The 15,423-nt window shown below is 42.4% G+C and carries 16 protein-coding genes; all 16 read right to left on the bottom strand.

The features are described 5' to 3' along the window. Positions 1-194: 194 nt before the first annotated feature. Entirely contained in the window at positions 195-482 is a 288-nt protein-coding gene (locus MKY77_RS10685) for an EscU/YscU/HrcU family type III secretion system export apparatus switch protein (protein WP_339145794.1), read from the bottom strand. Beyond that, positions 479-1,591: a hypothetical protein gene (locus tag MKY77_RS10680; RefSeq protein WP_339145793.1), complete on the bottom strand. Its 1,113-nt coding sequence runs from the start codon at positions 1,589-1,591 to the stop codon at positions 479-481. Before MKY77_RS10680 ends, MKY77_RS10685 begins: the two co-directional genes overlap by 4 nt. Positions 1,592-1,608: 17 nt before the next feature. Then, positions 1,609-2,379, bottom strand: coding sequence for a ribonuclease HII (locus MKY77_RS10675; protein WP_339145792.1), 771 nt, complete (start codon positions 2,377-2,379; stop codon positions 1,609-1,611). Between the two features lie 53 nt (positions 2,380-2,432). Then, entirely contained in the window at positions 2,433-3,290 is an 858-nt protein-coding gene (ylqF, locus tag MKY77_RS10670) for a ribosome biogenesis GTPase YlqF (protein ID WP_339145791.1), read from the bottom strand. A 309-nt stretch (positions 3,291-3,599) separates the two neighbouring features. Then, positions 3,600-4,151, bottom strand: a complete 552-nt coding sequence (gene lepB, locus MKY77_RS10665) for a signal peptidase I (RefSeq protein WP_339145790.1) — start codon at positions 4,149-4,151, stop codon at positions 3,600-3,602. Between the two features lie 360 nt (positions 4,152-4,511). Continuing rightward, complete coding sequence (gene rplS / locus MKY77_RS10660; protein ID WP_237662028.1) at positions 4,512-4,856, bottom strand: 50S ribosomal protein L19; 345 nt, start codon at positions 4,854-4,856, stop codon at positions 4,512-4,514. Between the two features lie 121 nt (positions 4,857-4,977). After that, complete coding sequence (trmD, locus tag MKY77_RS10655) at positions 4,978-5,727, bottom strand: tRNA (guanosine(37)-N1)-methyltransferase TrmD (RefSeq protein ID WP_339145789.1); 750 nt, start codon at positions 5,725-5,727, stop codon at positions 4,978-4,980. 1 nt (position 5,728) lies between these two features. After that, on the bottom strand, positions 5,729-6,247 hold the full coding sequence (gene rimM / locus MKY77_RS10650; protein WP_339145788.1) for a ribosome maturation factor RimM: 519 nt from the start codon (positions 6,245-6,247) through the stop codon (positions 5,729-5,731). Between the two features lie 126 nt (positions 6,248-6,373). Further along, positions 6,374-6,604 carry a KH domain-containing protein gene (locus tag MKY77_RS10645; RefSeq protein WP_237662025.1) on the bottom strand — a complete coding sequence of 77 codons (231 nt, stop codon included), beginning with the start codon at positions 6,602-6,604 and terminating at the stop codon, positions 6,374-6,376. Between the two features lie 8 nt (positions 6,605-6,612). Next, on the bottom strand, positions 6,613-6,885 hold the full coding sequence (rpsP, locus tag MKY77_RS10640) for a 30S ribosomal protein S16 (RefSeq protein WP_010193419.1): 273 nt from the start codon (positions 6,883-6,885) through the stop codon (positions 6,613-6,615). 118 nt (positions 6,886-7,003) lie between these two features. Next, the gene (gene ffh, locus MKY77_RS10635) at positions 7,004-8,350 is read right to left on the bottom strand and encodes a signal recognition particle protein (protein ID WP_339145787.1); all 1,347 of its coding nucleotides are present in this window, start codon (positions 8,348-8,350) and stop codon (positions 7,004-7,006) included. 12 nt (positions 8,351-8,362) lie between these two features. Beyond that, positions 8,363-8,701 carry a putative DNA-binding protein gene (locus tag MKY77_RS10630; protein WP_339145786.1) on the bottom strand — a complete coding sequence of 113 codons (339 nt, stop codon included), beginning with the start codon at positions 8,699-8,701 and terminating at the stop codon, positions 8,363-8,365. Positions 8,702-9,268: 567 nt separating this feature from the next. After that, positions 9,269-10,267, bottom strand: a complete 999-nt coding sequence (gene ftsY / locus MKY77_RS10625) for a signal recognition particle-docking protein FtsY (protein ID WP_339145785.1) — start codon at positions 10,265-10,267, stop codon at positions 9,269-9,271. A gap of 18 nt (positions 10,268-10,285) precedes the next feature. Next, positions 10,286-13,852: a chromosome segregation protein SMC gene (smc, locus tag MKY77_RS10620; RefSeq protein WP_339145784.1), complete on the bottom strand. Its 3,567-nt coding sequence runs from the start codon at positions 13,850-13,852 to the stop codon at positions 10,286-10,288. 312 nt (positions 13,853-14,164) lie between these two features. Further along, positions 14,165-14,908, bottom strand: coding sequence for a ribonuclease III (rnc, locus tag MKY77_RS10615; RefSeq protein WP_339145783.1), 744 nt, complete (start codon positions 14,906-14,908; stop codon positions 14,165-14,167). A gap of 268 nt (positions 14,909-15,176) precedes the next feature. After that, a complete protein-coding gene (gene acpP, locus MKY77_RS10610) occupies positions 15,177-15,410 on the bottom strand; it encodes an acyl carrier protein (protein WP_010193151.1) in 234 nt (77 codons plus the stop codon). Positions 15,411-15,423 lie beyond the last annotated feature (13 nt).

Genomic DNA, 15,423 nt, shown 5'->3' with positions numbered 1-15,423 from the left:
AAATAGACTGCGCTTTCATTTTATTAAATGCACTGACAAATGTCTACCTTTCTGCAAAAATATTATACTATTTTCAAAAAATTAATAGATTGACATCTGATTATGTCGACAAAACCAACATATAACGCAAAAACGTGTACAATTTGACAGATAATTCAATCTTCTTTCATTATGCTGAAAAACTTTCACGTGGATTATTTCACATTCTTTACGGCTACTTCATGGAGGTTGTAAACATACGCTAGAACCTCTGCTACCACTTCATATAACTCTTCAGGGATGGTTTCATTCAGTTCGAGTTCTATCAAGATCTCCAAAAGCGCCTTGTCTTCCTGGACCGGAACATTATGTTTTATTGCCTCTTCCAAAATATTTTCTGCAATAATTCCTGCACCTTTCGCTTTAACAACAGGGGCAACTGTTTTCGCCTGGTCATATTTTATAGCAACTGCTTTTTTCCTCTTGTCTAGGTGCTCTTTCATATTTTTACATCCAATCCTTTCTCATTAGGATGAAGAATTGCCTTCAGAAAATCAACAGGTATACCAGGTTTTTTCTCCTGCTCCTTCCACTCCGCTTTAATGGCGCTTAAAGTAAAACCTTTAACGGATAGGCTCTTCCTAAGAAGCGATGAGCTTTTTTCTAACAATTCCTCCATCCCCTGATAGGAATGATGTAAGGATATACTGACCACTTTTTGTTGGATGAATACATCCACCATCACAGAAGAAAATACAGGCATATCTAACAGAAAGACAACACGACAATAATCCGGATCAAGCATACCTTCTTTTTTCTTGGAGCTTAGATGTACATACCATTCCTTCGCTTCTTCATGCATTTTAATCGGGAGTGGTAAAAAGATATGTTGAAGATTACCTTCTTCCCTTGAAAGCAGTTGGAAACTAGTCAATCTGGAAAGGAGCTGTGTAATCGCCGCTTTCTCTTCAGGAGTTTCCACTTGTTGTAAATAATTCATCAATAAAGGTTTTAACCGCCCTACTTTCTCCTCAGAAAAAGGCTGCCCCTGCCGCATCATATCATTTAGACCTTTTTCAAAGTCTAGACCCAGCAAGGACAATGCATGCCTGATAAATTGCAACGCTTCCTTTTTTGTATGGATTGTTAGCGGCTGTTGCATTTGTTGAATGACTTCCATAAGCTTTTGCTGTGCAGGTGTTGGCATGGTTAGGTTCCGGAGACTTGTTTCCACTTTTGCTAGTGTCTGTAAGGTTGTCTCATTATCAGCTAAACTTGATAGGATCATTTGCAACTTTTCAGGGATGTTCGTGATTCCGGTCCGGTTAGAAAGCACTTTCAGCAATTCTATGGCTCTCTCCTTATCAACCGTTGGCAGGCGGTCTATCACCGATACAAGTTCTCTAATAGTGCCAGTAAGCGTATTATCCCCTTTTTGTGAAAAGATTGCCTGAATGCGTTCCTGTGTTGTTTGAGGAGGTGCTGATTTCTCCGTTGATAAGGCAGTTGACATAACTCCAGTATCTTTTTCAACTAATGAGGGAGGCCTGTTGAATGAAGACATATTTTGTGTAGCAGTTACTTTATGCTGGATCAATTGCCAGATATTCATAGCTAACTCCTTTTTCTTTAGTCCACCATTTCTTTTACCGGTGAAAATGATTGACGGTGCTCTCGGGTCACCCCTACCTCATGTAAAGCAAGAAGATGCTCCTGTGTACCATATCCCATATTTTTTTCAAATCCATACTGCGGAAATTCATGTGCAAGGTCCTTCATGTATGTATCCCTTGTCTCTTTTGCCAGCACAGAGGCTGCAGCAATGGATATGCTGGTTGCATCCCCTTTTATAATGGAGGTCTGCTCCATGTCAAGATCCAACTTCATCGCATCAATCAATAGATGGTCAGGTATATGGTGGAGATTTTCCACCGCTTCCATCATCGCAAGCTTTGTGGCTTCATAAATATTGACTTCATCAATTCTTTTTGAATCTATTATGCCTATCCCGTAGCTGATAGCATGTTCTTTAATATAGTGGAAAAAGTGTTCCCTTTTTTGCGCACTCAGCTTCTTGGAGTCAGTAAGTCCCGGCAGGTAAAAATCTTTCGGCAGAATAACGGCAGCAGCTATCACTGGTCCTGCGAGAGGACCGCGTCCCACTTCGTCAATGCCGGCGATATACTGGCACCCTCTTTCCCAATGAAGAAGTTCATATTTTTTCATTTCTTCAAACTGCTCGAGAAGCTGCTCCTTTTCCAATCTTCTCTTTTCCCACCTTTTCAGAAGGGCTTGGACGCCTTTCCGCTCGTCCTCTCTGATGGATAAAAGGAAAGGGTCTTTTTCACTTTCAATTCCAACCAGCATTCTCTCTATTTCTTTTATCGACTTCTTTTCCATGTATTTAACTCCATTTCCCCAAAAGAAAAAGGCTGCATGATAACAGCCTTTTTCTAAAGTTTTTCCGGTCTTTCCAAACTGAGCTTGCCCAGTTTCTCGGAACGGATCTCCCGTATAATCAACTCAGCGGTCTTATCATAATCGATTAGCCCACCACTCATCTTACATCCGCGTTTAGAGCCTATCGCATCAAAAAGTTCCACGATATCTTCTGGTATTTCTTCGAGTCCATATCGGTCCATCAACCGCTCCGGATATGCGTCCGTCAAGAACCTTAGGGCAAATACAGCAATATCTTGAAGGTTGATTATCGTATCTTTAATCGCCCCAGTCGTTGCTAAGCGATAGCCGACCTCCTGATCCTCAAATTTTGGCCAGAGAATTCCAGGAGTATCAAGCAGTTCCAGCTCTTTTCCGACCTTCACCCATTGCTGAGCTTTGGTAACACCAGGTCTATCGCCGGTTTGAGCTATGTTTTTCTTAGCAAGCCTATTGATCAGCGTTGACTTACCTACGTTAGGGATACCTACTATCAACGCCCTGATTGCTCTTGGCCTGATACCGCGCGACTGCATTTTATCGAATTTTTCTTTAAGCAGTTCTTTGGATAAGGTTGCAATCTGCTGAATCCCTTTACCTGTCTGTGAATCAATTGCTATTGCTTTTGTAGTGGAGCCGGGCAAATTGAAATAGTCCAGCCACTCTCTCGTGACTTTTGCATCTGCCATATCCGCTTTATTCAAAAGAATGATTCTCGGCTTATTGGAGATGATTTCATCGATCATCGGGTTCCGGGATGATACGGGAATACGCGCATCCACCAACTCGTATACGATATCAATCAATTTGAGTTTTTCTGTCACTTGTCTGCGGGCTTTTGCCATATGCCCTGGAAACCATTGTATTGTCATGAAAATTGCCTCCTGAAGTCCTTGCACAATTAAAGCTATTTATAGTATCTGACAAACGCCGTTTTTGAATTCCCCCCTGGGCTCCAACCAACAGCTGATTGTCTATTATATTATATTTATTGGCTGTTTTCGTAAACTTTGTTGCTTTTCGTATTCATACATAACCCGTTATTTTCCTTACTGTGGTGCTCTTTTCCCTACAGTACTTTAAAATACTACTTGCAACCTTTAGAGTATTTAAGCTAAAAAAAATCTAATTTGCCGACTTTTTACAAGTAAATAGCAACAAACTTTGAGAAAAGAGCCTATTTATTTTACCCTTCGCAGATCTGAAATTGGCCAGTAGACGATATTTGTTTTCCCTAATACTTCTTCTTGGGGAACGGTACCTATATGGCGCCCATCTCTACTGAACCTGCGGTTATCGCCAAGTACAAAGATATGCCCTTCCGGTACGACTTTGTGACCTGTTTTTTCTTCCAATGTGAAATCCTCTGTCAAAGGACCATCTGGATATTGCGCCTTAAATTCATCCAGATACGGTTCATCGTATGCTTTTCCATTGATATAAAGGACATCATCCCGATACTCGACTTCATCACCCGGCAAGCCGATGACACGTTTGATATAGTCCTTGTCCACTGTGGCATGAAATACAACAATGTCAAAACGGTCCGGTTCACCTATTTTGTAACCTATTTTGTTTACAATCATTCGATCCTGATCATGAAGAGTCGGCATCATGGAATCACCATCCACCACAATCGGAGCAAAAAAGAAATAACGAATTGCCGCTGCCAAAATTATTGCGATAGCTAACGCTTTGATCCATTCCCAGAGCTCATTTTTAGAACGTGCCATATTTGTTCCTCCGCCGTTTCCTTTATGTTTCTCGTAAGTTATCGAGAATCTATATGTACCATTAATTATTCTAGGCTGTTTTCGTAAACTTTGTTGCTTTTACGTATTTTTAAACCATCCCTATTATTATTTACTGTCGTGCTCTTTTCGCTGTAACACTAATTATATTTCATGCATATCGAGAGTATCCAAGCTGTAAAAAGTCCAATTGCCGACTTTTTACTAGTTGAATTAGCAACAATCTTTGAGAAAAGAGCCTTATTCTATTATATACTTTGTATTCGCAGATGGAAAACCAATAGCCTTTTTGAAGTTTTTTTTAGTAAAAAAAGAGAGCTTGTCACCAAGCTCCCCTTTCTATTATCGAATTTCTTTAATACGCGCTTTTTTACCACGTAATGCACGTAGATAGTAAAGTTTCGCACGACGTACTTTACCACGACGAACAACATCAATTCCCTCAATCTTTGGAGAATGTACAGGGAATGCACGCTCAACACCTACACCGTAAGAGATCTTACGTACTGTGAATGTTTCGCTGATACCGCCGCCACGACGCTTGATTACTACTCCTTCATACACCTGGATACGCTCACGTGTACCCTCTACAACCCTAACGTTAACACGTACAGTGTCACCAGGACGGAAAGAAGGAAGATCAGTTTTTAACTGCTCTTGAGTAATTTCTTGAATTAGTTTTTGCATAGTTTTCTACTCCTTTTCCACAGATGCTCATACCATACTTGTTTGATGCAGCGGAACATCGTTTTTAGACATAGCAATAGCTAAGTCACAAAGAGTATAATAGCATATTGAAAGAATAAAATCAATATGACTTATCCTCTTTTTTAATTTCTTGCAACCACTCCTGCTGCTCTTCCGTCAACGGATACATATTAAATAGGTCAGGCCTTCTGCTCCAAGTTCTTCGTAAGGACTCTTTCGTCCGCCAATTTTCTATATGTGCATGGTTTCCTGAAAGAAGGACATCCGGAACCTTCATTCCCCGAAAATCAGCAGGTCTTGTATAATGGGGGTGTTCCAGAAGTCCGGTACTGAAGCTGTCCTGTTCATGAGATGCCGCCTTCCCTAGTACATCCGGCAAAAGACGAACCACACTATCCACGATCACCATCGACGCCAACTCTCCACCAGTCAGGACATAGTCACCGATGGAAATTTCATCTGTCACTACATGCTCTCTTATCCGTTCATCATAGCCTTCATAATGACCACAGATGAAGATCAGGTGCTCTTCTTCTGCAAGCTCCTCCGCTTTTTTCTGCGTGTAGCGTTCTCCCTGTGGACACATAAGGATGACGCGGGGCTTTTTAACGGAAGGTTGGCCTTCTGTAAGGGATAGAACAGCATCAAAGATGGGCTGGGCTTTCAGTACCATCCCCGCCCCGCCACCATAAGGATAATCATCCACCGTTTTATGCTTGTTATCAGCAAACTCCCGGAAGTCCGTTACGCTATATTCCACGGCACCTTTTTCGGCCGCTTTTTTTAAGATGGAAGATTCCAATACTCCTTTGAACATTTCAGGGAAAATGGAAAGAATATCAATCTTCATATTAAAACAGCCCCTCTAACGGCTCAATGATGATTGTTTTTTCCTTAACATCCACTTTCTTGACTACTTGATCGATATAAGGAATCAAAATGTCTTTCCCCTTTTTCGCTTTAACCACCCAGACATCGTTTGCACCAGGAGTCAAGACTTCCTTGACCAACCCTAACTCCTCCATGCTTTCCTGAAGAATAACTTTACAGCCGACGATTTCATGGAAATAATATTCGCCTTCTTCTAAGTCCCCGAGTTGGTCTTCCGGAACCTTGACAATGGCACCTTTAAACTTCTCCACTTCATTTACATTATGGTAGCCTTCAAACGTTAGAAGATCAAATGACTTATGCACCCTTCTAGATGATACCTTCACTTCAACGGGTTCCTTTTCATTTGGCATGAATAAATAGAGATGATTACCCTTTTTGTAACGTTCATCAGGAAAATCCGTTCTGGAAACAACACGCACCTCACCTTTTATGCCGTGTGTATTGACAAGCTTACCTACGTTAAACCACTTTGACATTTCTTGCACCTCCACGCGCAAATTTTGACTGTTCTCTATGTATCAATAGCGTACCCTTTTGAGGGGACACTTAAAGCTTTTAATGAGTGTTAAACCATAAGAAAAGGGGAAGCTCTAAAGCCTCCCCTACTCCATAATCTCTAATTGCACTCGTTTATTCTCGTGAGAAGCGGCAGCGAACAAGACTGTCCGGATTGCTTTAGCAATTCTACCCTGCTTGCCAATCACTTTCCCTAAATCATCTTGATGCACTGTAAGTTGATACGTGAGGGCATTACCTGTTTCCTTTTCCGTAACCACTACATTTTCTGGATGATCTACCAACGACGTCACAATTGTTTGGATTAATTCTGTCATTTTGCCTCTTACTTGCCTAATTTAGCATTGTGGAATTTTTCCATAATACCTTCGTTAGAGAAAAGGTTACGAACTGTGTCAGAAGGCTTCGCGCCATCTTGTAACCACTTAAGAGCTAGTTCTTCATTGATTTTAACTTCAGCTGGTTGCAATACTGGGTTGTAAGTTCCAACTGTTTCAATGAAACGTCCATCACGAGGAGAACGAGAATCTGCTACTACAATACGATAGAATGGGGATTTTTTAGAACCCATACGTTTTAAACGAATTTTTACTGCCATTTAATATAGCACCTCCGAAAATATTTCACACAAGATAGTATGATAACAAGTAGTTACTTGTTTGTAAAGTGTTTTTTCTTGTCACTTCATTTATTAAGAGAAAAAATGGTGTGATTGCTTACATGAAAGGAAATTTGAAGCCGCCTTTTTTGCCTTTCCCTTTTTGCATGCTTGTCATCTGTTTCATCATTTTTTTCATCTCTTCAAATTGTTTAAGTAGGCGGTTTACTTCCTGTATAGGACGTCCGCTACCTTTTGCTATCCGTTTTTTGCGGCTAGCATTAAGCAAATCCGGGTTTTCTTTTTCCGTTTTGGTCATCGATTGTATGATCGCCTCGACATGACCAATCTGCTTTTCATCCACCTGGACATTTTTTAAGCCTTTCATCTTGTTGGCTCCAGGTATCATTCCCAGAATTTCATCGAGCGGGCCCATGTTTCTCACTTGCCCCAGCTGCTCTAAGAAATCATCGAACGTAAAGTTCATCGTACGCAGCTTCTGTTCCAGCTCCTTGGCTTTCTCTTCGTCCACATTCGATTGTGCTTTCTCAATAAGAGTCAGCACATCTCCCATACCTAAAATACGGGAAGCCATACGTTCAGGGTGAAAAGGTTCTATGGCATCCAACTTTTCTCCCATACCAATGTACTTGATAGGAGTATTCGTTACCGCTTTGACGGATAATGCCGCTCCACCACGGGTGTCTCCATCCAGTTTCGTTAATACGACACCAGTCAAGCCCAGCTGTTCATTGAAGCTTTGTGCCACATTTACAGCATCTTGTCCTGTCATCGCATCCACTACAAGGAAAATTTCATCCGGTTTGGAGAGCTCTTTTACCTGCTTAAGCTCGTCCATAAGTGTCTCATCCACATGCAAGCGCCCAGCGGTATCAATCAGCACATAATCATGATGCTCATCTTTTGCTTTTTGGATGGCCTGCTTGGCGATTTCAACTGGACTTACCTGATCTCCTAAAGAGAAAACAGGCATGCTTAGCTGTTTCCCAAGTGTTTCAAGCTGCTTGATAGCCGCCGGTCGGTAAATATCCGCTGCAACTAAAAGCGGCTTTCTATTGTGCTTTTTGCGCAATAGGTTTGCAAGCTTTCCTGTTGTCGTCGTTTTACCTGCACCTTGAAGACCTACCATCATGATGACGGTCGGCGGTCGGCTGCTTACAGCGATTTTACTTTGTTCCCCACCCATAAGTGCGGTGAGTTCTTCTTTAACCACTTTGATAACTTGCTGACCGGGTGTAAGACTTTTCATGACTTCTTGTCCAACTGCACGCTCATTTACGCGTTTCACAAAGTCTTTCACTACTTTGAAGTTTACATCCGCTTCAAGTAAAGCCAGTCGAACTTCACGCATCATCTCTTTAACGTCCTGCTCGCTTACCTTACCTTTCCCGCGAATCTTCTGAATCGTATTTTGCAAACGGTCGGCTAAACCTTCAAATGCCATGTATGCCGCCCCCTAATCTAATTTCTCAAGCGACTCGATCAGCGCCGTAAGGGATTGGCCGTTCAACGGATCATCCGCCTTTTCGACTTCCTCCTTCAACTGCTGCAAAAGCGACTGCCGCTCTTGAAACTTTTGAAATAACAAAAGCTTTTCTTCATATTGCTCAAGCATCTGTTCTGTACGTTTTATGTTATCATACACTGCTTGACGACTTATGTTATATTCCTCTGCTATCTCACCAAGGGAGTGATCATCTAAGTAATACAAAGACATATAGCTTCGTTGCTTTGGTGTTAACAACGACTGATAGAAATCAAAAAGATAGTTCATTCTCGTTGTTTTTTCAAGCATCCTCTTCACTCTCCCTTGTTAAGTGAAATGCCTTTACAATAGCTTAGTTTACAGGGTGGGATTGGGAATGTCAAGTTTTTTTCTTGACCTGGTAAAAAAGCGAGAATATGAAAAAAATTAGACAAAATGACTTTAGTTTGTTGGTTGACCGCCGCTGTTCCTTTCCGCAAATGGCTGCGCTCTCCGCAGGACGGCGCTTGAGCCTCCTCACTTCGTTGCACGGTCCTCACCCTACCGTTACTCCCCCCACTGGAGTCTTCGCCATTTGCTCCAATACACAGCTAGAATTTACGTTAAGAAACGTTCATGTTTTTCAGATAACTCGATTAAATGGGCTTTCATTACCCTTAGTTGAATGAAGTCACCTTGTTGATTGGAGTGGAAGGCGCGCAGACGCCCGCGGGAGGATGGGACAGGCGAGACCCCGTAGGGCGCAAGCCGAAGAAGGCTCACGGACCGCCCCCAGGCAAGCGAAGTGCCTGGAACGGAAATCAACAGTTTCACATGCTTTCTTATTTAAAAAACCGCCCGTCTATAATAGAGGGCGGTCAGTAAAAATATCGTTTATTAGCTTTCTTGTGCTTCTTCTTTTTCCATCATATCTGCAAATAAGCCGTACACATATTGTTCTGCGTTGAACTCCTGCAGGTCATCGGCTTTTTCTCCCAAGCCGACAAATTTGACTGGGATGCGCATTTCATTTCGTATAGCCAGAACAATTCCACCTTTTGCTGTACCGTCTAGCTTCGTCAACACAATTCCAGTTACATTCGTTGCTTCAGAGAAAATCTTTGCCTGACTAAGGGCATTCTGACCAGTGGTTGCATCCAATACAAGCAGGACTTCATGTGGTGCTCCAGGTACTTCGCGTTCAATTACCCGCTTCACCTTTTCAAGTTCCTTCATCAGGTTTACTTTATTTTGCAAACGCCCGGCTGTATCGCAAAGTAGTACATCCACTTTACGCGCTTTTGCCGCTTGGAGGGCATCATACATGACCGCCGCCGGATCAGAACCAGCTGATTGCTTGATAACGTCGACGCCTACACGATCCCCCCATACTTCAAGCTGTTCTATCGCACCTGCTCGGAATGTATCTCCTGCTGCAAGCAGGACACTCTTGCCTTCCTGCTTCAGCTTTTTGGCGATCTTTCCAATCGAAGTGGTTTTGCCGACTCCATTAACCCCTACTACAAGTACGACAGTCAGGCCATCCTGCTGAAAATTGATGGTCGGGGAAATATCTTCACCGGACTCATAAATTTCCACAAGCTTTTCAGAAATGACACTCTGTACCTCACGTGGATCTTGAATATTACGGCGTTTCACTTCCATTCTAAGCTCGTCGATCAATTCCATCACTGTATTCACGCCAACGTCCGCTCCGATGAGGATCTCTTCCAATTCTTCAAAGAAATCCTCATCTACTTTACGATAGCGTGCAACAAGATCATTTACTTTACCAGAAAAAGAGTCACGGGTTTTGGTTAATCCCTCTCTGAATTTTTCCGTCACGGACTCTGTTTGATTAGTAAGTTTGTCTTTCAGCTTTTTAAAAAAACTCATTTTCCATTCTCTTCCTCTCTATTGAACAAGTTCTTTTGATTCTTCCAAACGGACTGAAACCAGCTTCGAGACACCCGATTCTTGCATTGTCACTCCATATAGGACATCACTGAATTCCATTGTGCCTTTACGGTGGGTAATGACGATGAACTGTGTATCTTCACTGAACTGCTTCAAATACTGGGCAAAACGATGAACGTTGGCTTCATCAAGAGCCGCTTCCACTTCATCCAAGATGCAGAATGGCACGGGTCTCACTTTCAGGATGGAGAATAGTAATGCTATGGCCGTCAATGCTCTTTCTCCCCCTGATAAAAGGCCAAGATTCTGAAGCTTTTTGCCAGGAGGCTGGGCCACGATATCGACACCAGTATTCAACATATCTGATGGGTCGGTTAAGACAAGATCCGCTCTTCCCCCACCAAACAAGGATCTGAATACATCATGAAAATGTGCACGGATATTGATAAAGGTCGTTTCAAAGCGCTTTTTCATTTCCTCGTCCATCTCTCCGATGACCTGGAATAGCGTATCTTTTGCTTCCTGAAGGTCATCCTTCTGTTCCTTTAGGAAAGTATAGCGTTCGCTGACCCTCTCATATTCCTCGATTGCCGCTATGTTGACCGTCCCCAGCTCTTCGATTGCAAGCTTGATCAGCCTCACTTTTTTCCTCGCCTCGTCAATATCGATTTCTAGTGGATATTCTTCTTTGGCCGCTTCAAAGGACAGCATATACTCTTCCCTTAAATGATGAAGTCTATTATCTAGCTCCACATCTAGACGGTTAAGCTTCACCTCTTCTGCCTTCAGCACCTCTGCAAGCTGCTTGTACTGACGCTTCAAGTCTTTAAGTTCAAGTTCCTCTTGCTCTACTTTTTCATAAAAGGATAAGCGTTCTGCACGGCGTTCTGCTATCAACTTCATGGTGGTGTTTTTATCTTGGAGCTTTTCCTCTGCTGCCACTTCTAATTTCTGTTCCCCGGAAGAATTATCATTCATTTCGCTTTGCAACAGAGCAAGATCCTCCTGTATGTCTGTCAGCCTTTCTTGTGCATGATCAAGGTCAGTTTCTAACGTCTCCACCTTTTCTGACTGATTAAGAAGCTTTTCTTTCTTGCCCGCATACTCGACTTTTAGCTGTGTTAATTCTTGTTGAACAGTTTCTTTGGTTGCGTGCTGCTCCACTTTCAAAGAGTTGAGGTCTGCAATTTCCTTATCTAAGGCGACTATCTGGACCCCTACGTTTTTCAGTTCTGTTTCCAGTTTTACTTTTCTGTCACCGGCACCTTGTATCGAAGTAGTTAGTTGTTGTTTCTCATAATCATACAAGCTTAAATGTTCATTGATGTTCTTCTCTTCTAGTTCCACTTCCCTAAGAAGGCTAGTAACTTGCTGTTCCTTGTATCTCAGGTCTTCCCCAGAGACTTTAAGCTCCATCACTTGTGTTTCTTTTTCTTCAATTTTCTTCTTTAACGTCTTTACCTGATCTTCTAAGAGAGCTGTTTTATTTTCCATCTCTTCCAGCTTTGCTGAGATAGAGTCAAGTTCCCGCCCCCGGCTCAATAGCGAGTTCGATTTCTGCTTAACAGCTCCGCCTGTCATGGAACCACCAGGATTGACAACATCCCCCTCAAGAGTCACGATTCGGAAGCGGTGCTGAAGGATTCCAGCAAGTGCATTCGCCCCTTTTAAATCTTTCGCTATGACGATTGTCCCCAAAAGATTATAAACGATATTTTCAAAGGATTGATCATAATCCACCAGGGTGGCCGCTATTCCTACAAAGGATTCATGCTGGCTGATTTGGTTCAATTGATAGTCAGATAATGTACGAGGCTTCATGACTGTCATCGGGAGGAAAGTCGCACGGCCAAAACCATTCTTCTTTAAGTACTGGATGGAAGTCCTAGCATTCTGTTCATTATCCACTACAATATGCTGGGTCGCACTACCTAGAGCAATCTCGATAGCTGTTTCTACATCCTGTTTTACTTGGATGATCTCCGCAACAGCCCCCTTGATCCCCGTGAGCCTGCTTTCATCCCTGGCCTTCAGGATTTCTTTAACCCCTTGGAAAAAGCCAGTGAAATCTCCTTGCATTGTCTCTAACATTTCTTTTCTTGCACGGGTCTGTTGCAGGAATTGATAGGCCTGGTACAAGGTGGTCTCCTTCTTCTGATAGGATTGCTTGTACTGCTCAAGTGCCCCCTGCTCTGTCCTGTAGAGGTCGACTGTTTGATTCAGCTCTTCTTGAACTTTTTTCTGGTCTGTGAGCACCTTTTCCTTTTTCGCTTGTGTTTCAGTGCGCATCTCCACATACTTCCGATTGCCCTCATCAAGACGGGACACTTTCAACCCTTCTTGTTTTTCCTGCTGTTCCAAATAGGAAAATTCATTACGAATGGAAGCCTGTTTATTTAGCAGTTCAATATATTCGCTCTTCAACGCATCAATTTTCTCTTCGATGTTCTGGTCGAACTGTTCGTTGATGACCTGCTTTTCTTTCAGGTTCTGTTCGGTTAATACCAATTCCTTACGGAGCGCATCCAACATACCGCTTTCCGTTGTAAGTTTTTCCTTTTGGGCTTGGATGAATTCGACAAGTTCCACTGACGTTTTTTCCAATTGTGCTCTGTTCGTAGTTGCATTCTTTTTGCGTTCCTTGAGTACTTCTTTCCTGCCTTCAAGTTTCTCAAGTTCTGAACTTGCTACAAGTAGGGCCTGTTGCAAGGAATCGATGGATTCATCCAGAGCAGCTACTTGATCTTTATATTTTTCAAGGGTAGCTTCTTTTTGGGATAGCTCGGCAGATAGGTGCAGCTCTTTTTCTGAACTGTTCTTCACTTCCAAGGAATTCTGTTCCCACTTTTGGTGCAACTCCTCAATTTCATAGACTGTCACACCGACTTCAATCTGTTCAAGCTCTTCTTTTTTCTCCAGATAGTCCTTAGCAATGGATGCCTGGATTTTCAGTGGCTCGACCTGACCTTCCAATTCATGTAAAATGTCGGATACTCGATTCAGGTTTTCTTGTGTATCCCACAACTTACTTTCGGCCTTCTTTTTTCTGGACTTGTATTTGAGGACTCCTGCAGCCTCTTCAAAAATACTGCGGCGCTCCTCCGATTTACTGCTAAGGATTTCTTCGACTTTCCCCTGACTGATGATGGAGAAAGCCTCCTTGCCAAGACCTGAATCCATAAACAGATCTACAATGTCCTTGAGACGGCATGTCTGCTTGTTTATCAGGAATTCACTATCTCCTGAACGGAGGGCTCTCCTTGTGACACTCACTTCCATATAATCAATCGGAAGGATGCGGTTACTGTTGTCAAGTGTCAAGGTCACCTCTGCCATATTCAAAGCCTTCCTGCTATCACTCCCGGCAAAAATGATGTCTTCCATTTTGGAACCACGCAGGGATTTCGCTGATTGTTCCCCAAGAACCCACCTGATGGCATCTATAATATTACTTTTTCCGCTTCCGTTCGGCCCTACCACAGCTGTGACGCCAGGGACAAAGTCAACGGATATCTTTTCAGCAAACGACTTAAATCCTACTACTTCTAATCGTTTGAGGTACATACTCCTCACCTCATCTACACTAATAAAAATTTCTTTGGTTGGTTATTGCCTATAATTATGTAATGGAAAGCTCTGTTAAACACCGCTGTTGATTTCCGCACTAGGCTTCGCTTTCCTAGGGGCGTTTGGGGAGCCTCCTCGGCTTGGGCCTGCGGGGTCTCCCCTAAAACGCTATCTCCCTCAGGAGTCTTCGCCTATTGCTCCAATCAACAGCTATGTTGCTGCAAAAATCAACAGTATGCTTTAACAGAGCCAATTGGAAAAGGAAAGCGACCGTATGGGCACACCTGTGCACCCTCGGATCGCCCACTTTCATTTTTTGGCTTGTTTCAGCTTCTGAAGAGCAAACTGAGCGGCGTGTTGTTCCGCTTCTTTCTTGGAACGGCCCACTCCTATACCCATCTCTTCTTTATTCAAGGAGACTTTGGATACAAACTCCCTGTTATGCGCCGGTCCCTTTTCTTCAAGCACTTCATATTCGATGACACCAAGCGCATTACGCTGGATCATCTCTTGTAACTGACTTTTAAAATCCATCACATGAGAAAAAGCACCTTCATTAATTTTAGGGTATACATACTTTTCAAGGAATTGGAATACGGTATCCAGTCCAAGATCCAGATATAAGGCACCGATAAATGCTTCAAATACATCGGCAAGCAAAGCTGGTCTGGCCCGTCCACCAGTGATCTCCTCTCCCTTTCCAAGCAATACATACTTACCAAACGAAAGATCATTTGCAAATGAAACGAGAGATGGTTCGCAAACAATCGATGCTCTAAGTTTTGTCAATTGACCTTCACTCATCATAGGGTATTTCTTATAAAGAAACTGTGAAATAGTCAACTCCAAAACAGCATCTCCTAGAAATTCCAGTCGTTCATTATCTTCGTAAGGTTTTCTCCGATGCTCATTCACATAGGATGAATGGGTGAAAGCTTGATATAACAGTTTCTCATTTTGAAACTGAACTCCTAAATTATCTTGTAGAAAAGCAAAATTCTTTCTAATTGCTTCATTTTTCATTTCATTTATTCTACTTCTGTTCCTAGTCATATAAAGGAGCCTCCAACATACAATCTTCTTTCACTAAGATGGCAACATTCTCTTTGGGATGATGAAAGTTGTATAACATTACTATTTTAACAAATTATGAAGAGGATACAAATAGCAAGTTTCAGATTTGGGCAGAATCCTTTAACTTTTACGGATAGTTGTAACGGATTTGACATCTATAAGATTAATTATCCCCTGAAAAAACAAAAAGCCCCACCTGAGTGGGACAAGAAAGTAGTCCCACTGAGTGGGACAAGAAAGAAAGCTATTAAGCGTTCGCTTTTATGTAGTTCACCGCATCGGCAACTGTTGTAATGTTTTCCGCTTCGTCGTCTGAGATTTCCATATCAAACTCATCTTCAAGCTCCATCACTAGTTCAACTACATCAAGAGAATCAGCACCTAAATCGTCTTTGAATTTAGAATCAAGATTCACCTCGGACTCGTCTACACCTAATCGATCAACAATGATCTTTGTTACACGCTCTAATACATCTGCCATAACTTTCACCTCC

Origin of the sequence: Sutcliffiella sp. FSL R7-0096, assembly GCF_038595065.1 — a bacterium.
Classification (GTDB): domain Bacteria; phylum Bacillota; class Bacilli; order Bacillales; family Bacillaceae_I; genus Sutcliffiella_A.
This window is presented reverse-complemented; position numbering and strand designations above follow the sequence as displayed.

Coding starts and splice junctions, on each gene's coding strand:
- MKY77_RS10685 (WP_339145794.1), bottom strand. CDS start 482: ATGAAAGAGCACCTAGACAAGAGGAAAAAAGCAGTTGCTATAAAATAT.
- acpP (WP_010193151.1), bottom strand. CDS start 15,410: ATGGCAGATGTATTAGAGCGTGTAACAAAGATCATTGTTGATCGATTA.
- MKY77_RS10645 (WP_237662025.1), bottom strand. CDS start 6,604: ATGACAGAATTAATCCAAACAATTGTGACGTCGTTGGTAGATCATCCA.
- ffh (WP_339145787.1), bottom strand. CDS start 8,350: ATGGCATTTGAAGGTTTAGCCGACCGTTTGCAAAATACGATTCAGAAG.
- ylqF (WP_339145791.1), bottom strand. CDS start 3,290: ATGACAATACAATGGTTTCCAGGGCATATGGCAAAAGCCCGCAGACAA.
- rplS (WP_237662028.1), bottom strand. CDS start 4,856: ATGCAAAAACTAATTCAAGAAATTACTCAAGAGCAGTTAAAAACTGAT.
- rnc (WP_339145783.1), bottom strand. CDS start 14,908: ATGACTAGGAACAGAAGTAGAATAAATGAAATGAAAAATGAAGCAATT.
- rimM (WP_339145788.1), bottom strand. CDS start 6,247: ATGTCAAAGTGGTTTAACGTAGGTAAGCTTGTCAATACACACGGCATA.
- ftsY (WP_339145785.1), bottom strand. CDS start 10,267: ATGAGTTTTTTTAAAAAGCTGAAAGACAAACTTACTAATCAAACAGAG.
- MKY77_RS10675 (WP_339145792.1), bottom strand. CDS start 2,379: ATGGAAAAGAAGTCGATAAAAGAAATAGAGAGAATGCTGGTTGGAATT.
- smc (WP_339145784.1), bottom strand. CDS start 13,852: ATGTACCTCAAACGATTAGAAGTAGTAGGATTTAAGTCGTTTGCTGAA.
- MKY77_RS10680 (WP_339145793.1), bottom strand. CDS start 1,591: ATGAATATCTGGCAATTGATCCAGCATAAAGTAACTGCTACACAAAAT.
- MKY77_RS10630 (WP_339145786.1), bottom strand. CDS start 8,701: ATGCTTGAAAAAACAACGAGAATGAACTATCTTTTTGATTTCTATCAG.
- lepB (WP_339145790.1), bottom strand. CDS start 4,151: ATGGCACGTTCTAAAAATGAGCTCTGGGAATGGATCAAAGCGTTAGCT.
- rpsP (WP_010193419.1), bottom strand. CDS start 6,885: ATGGCAGTAAAAATTCGTTTAAAACGTATGGGTTCTAAAAAATCCCCA.
- trmD (WP_339145789.1), bottom strand. CDS start 5,727: ATGAAGATTGATATTCTTTCCATTTTCCCTGAAATGTTCAAAGGAGTA.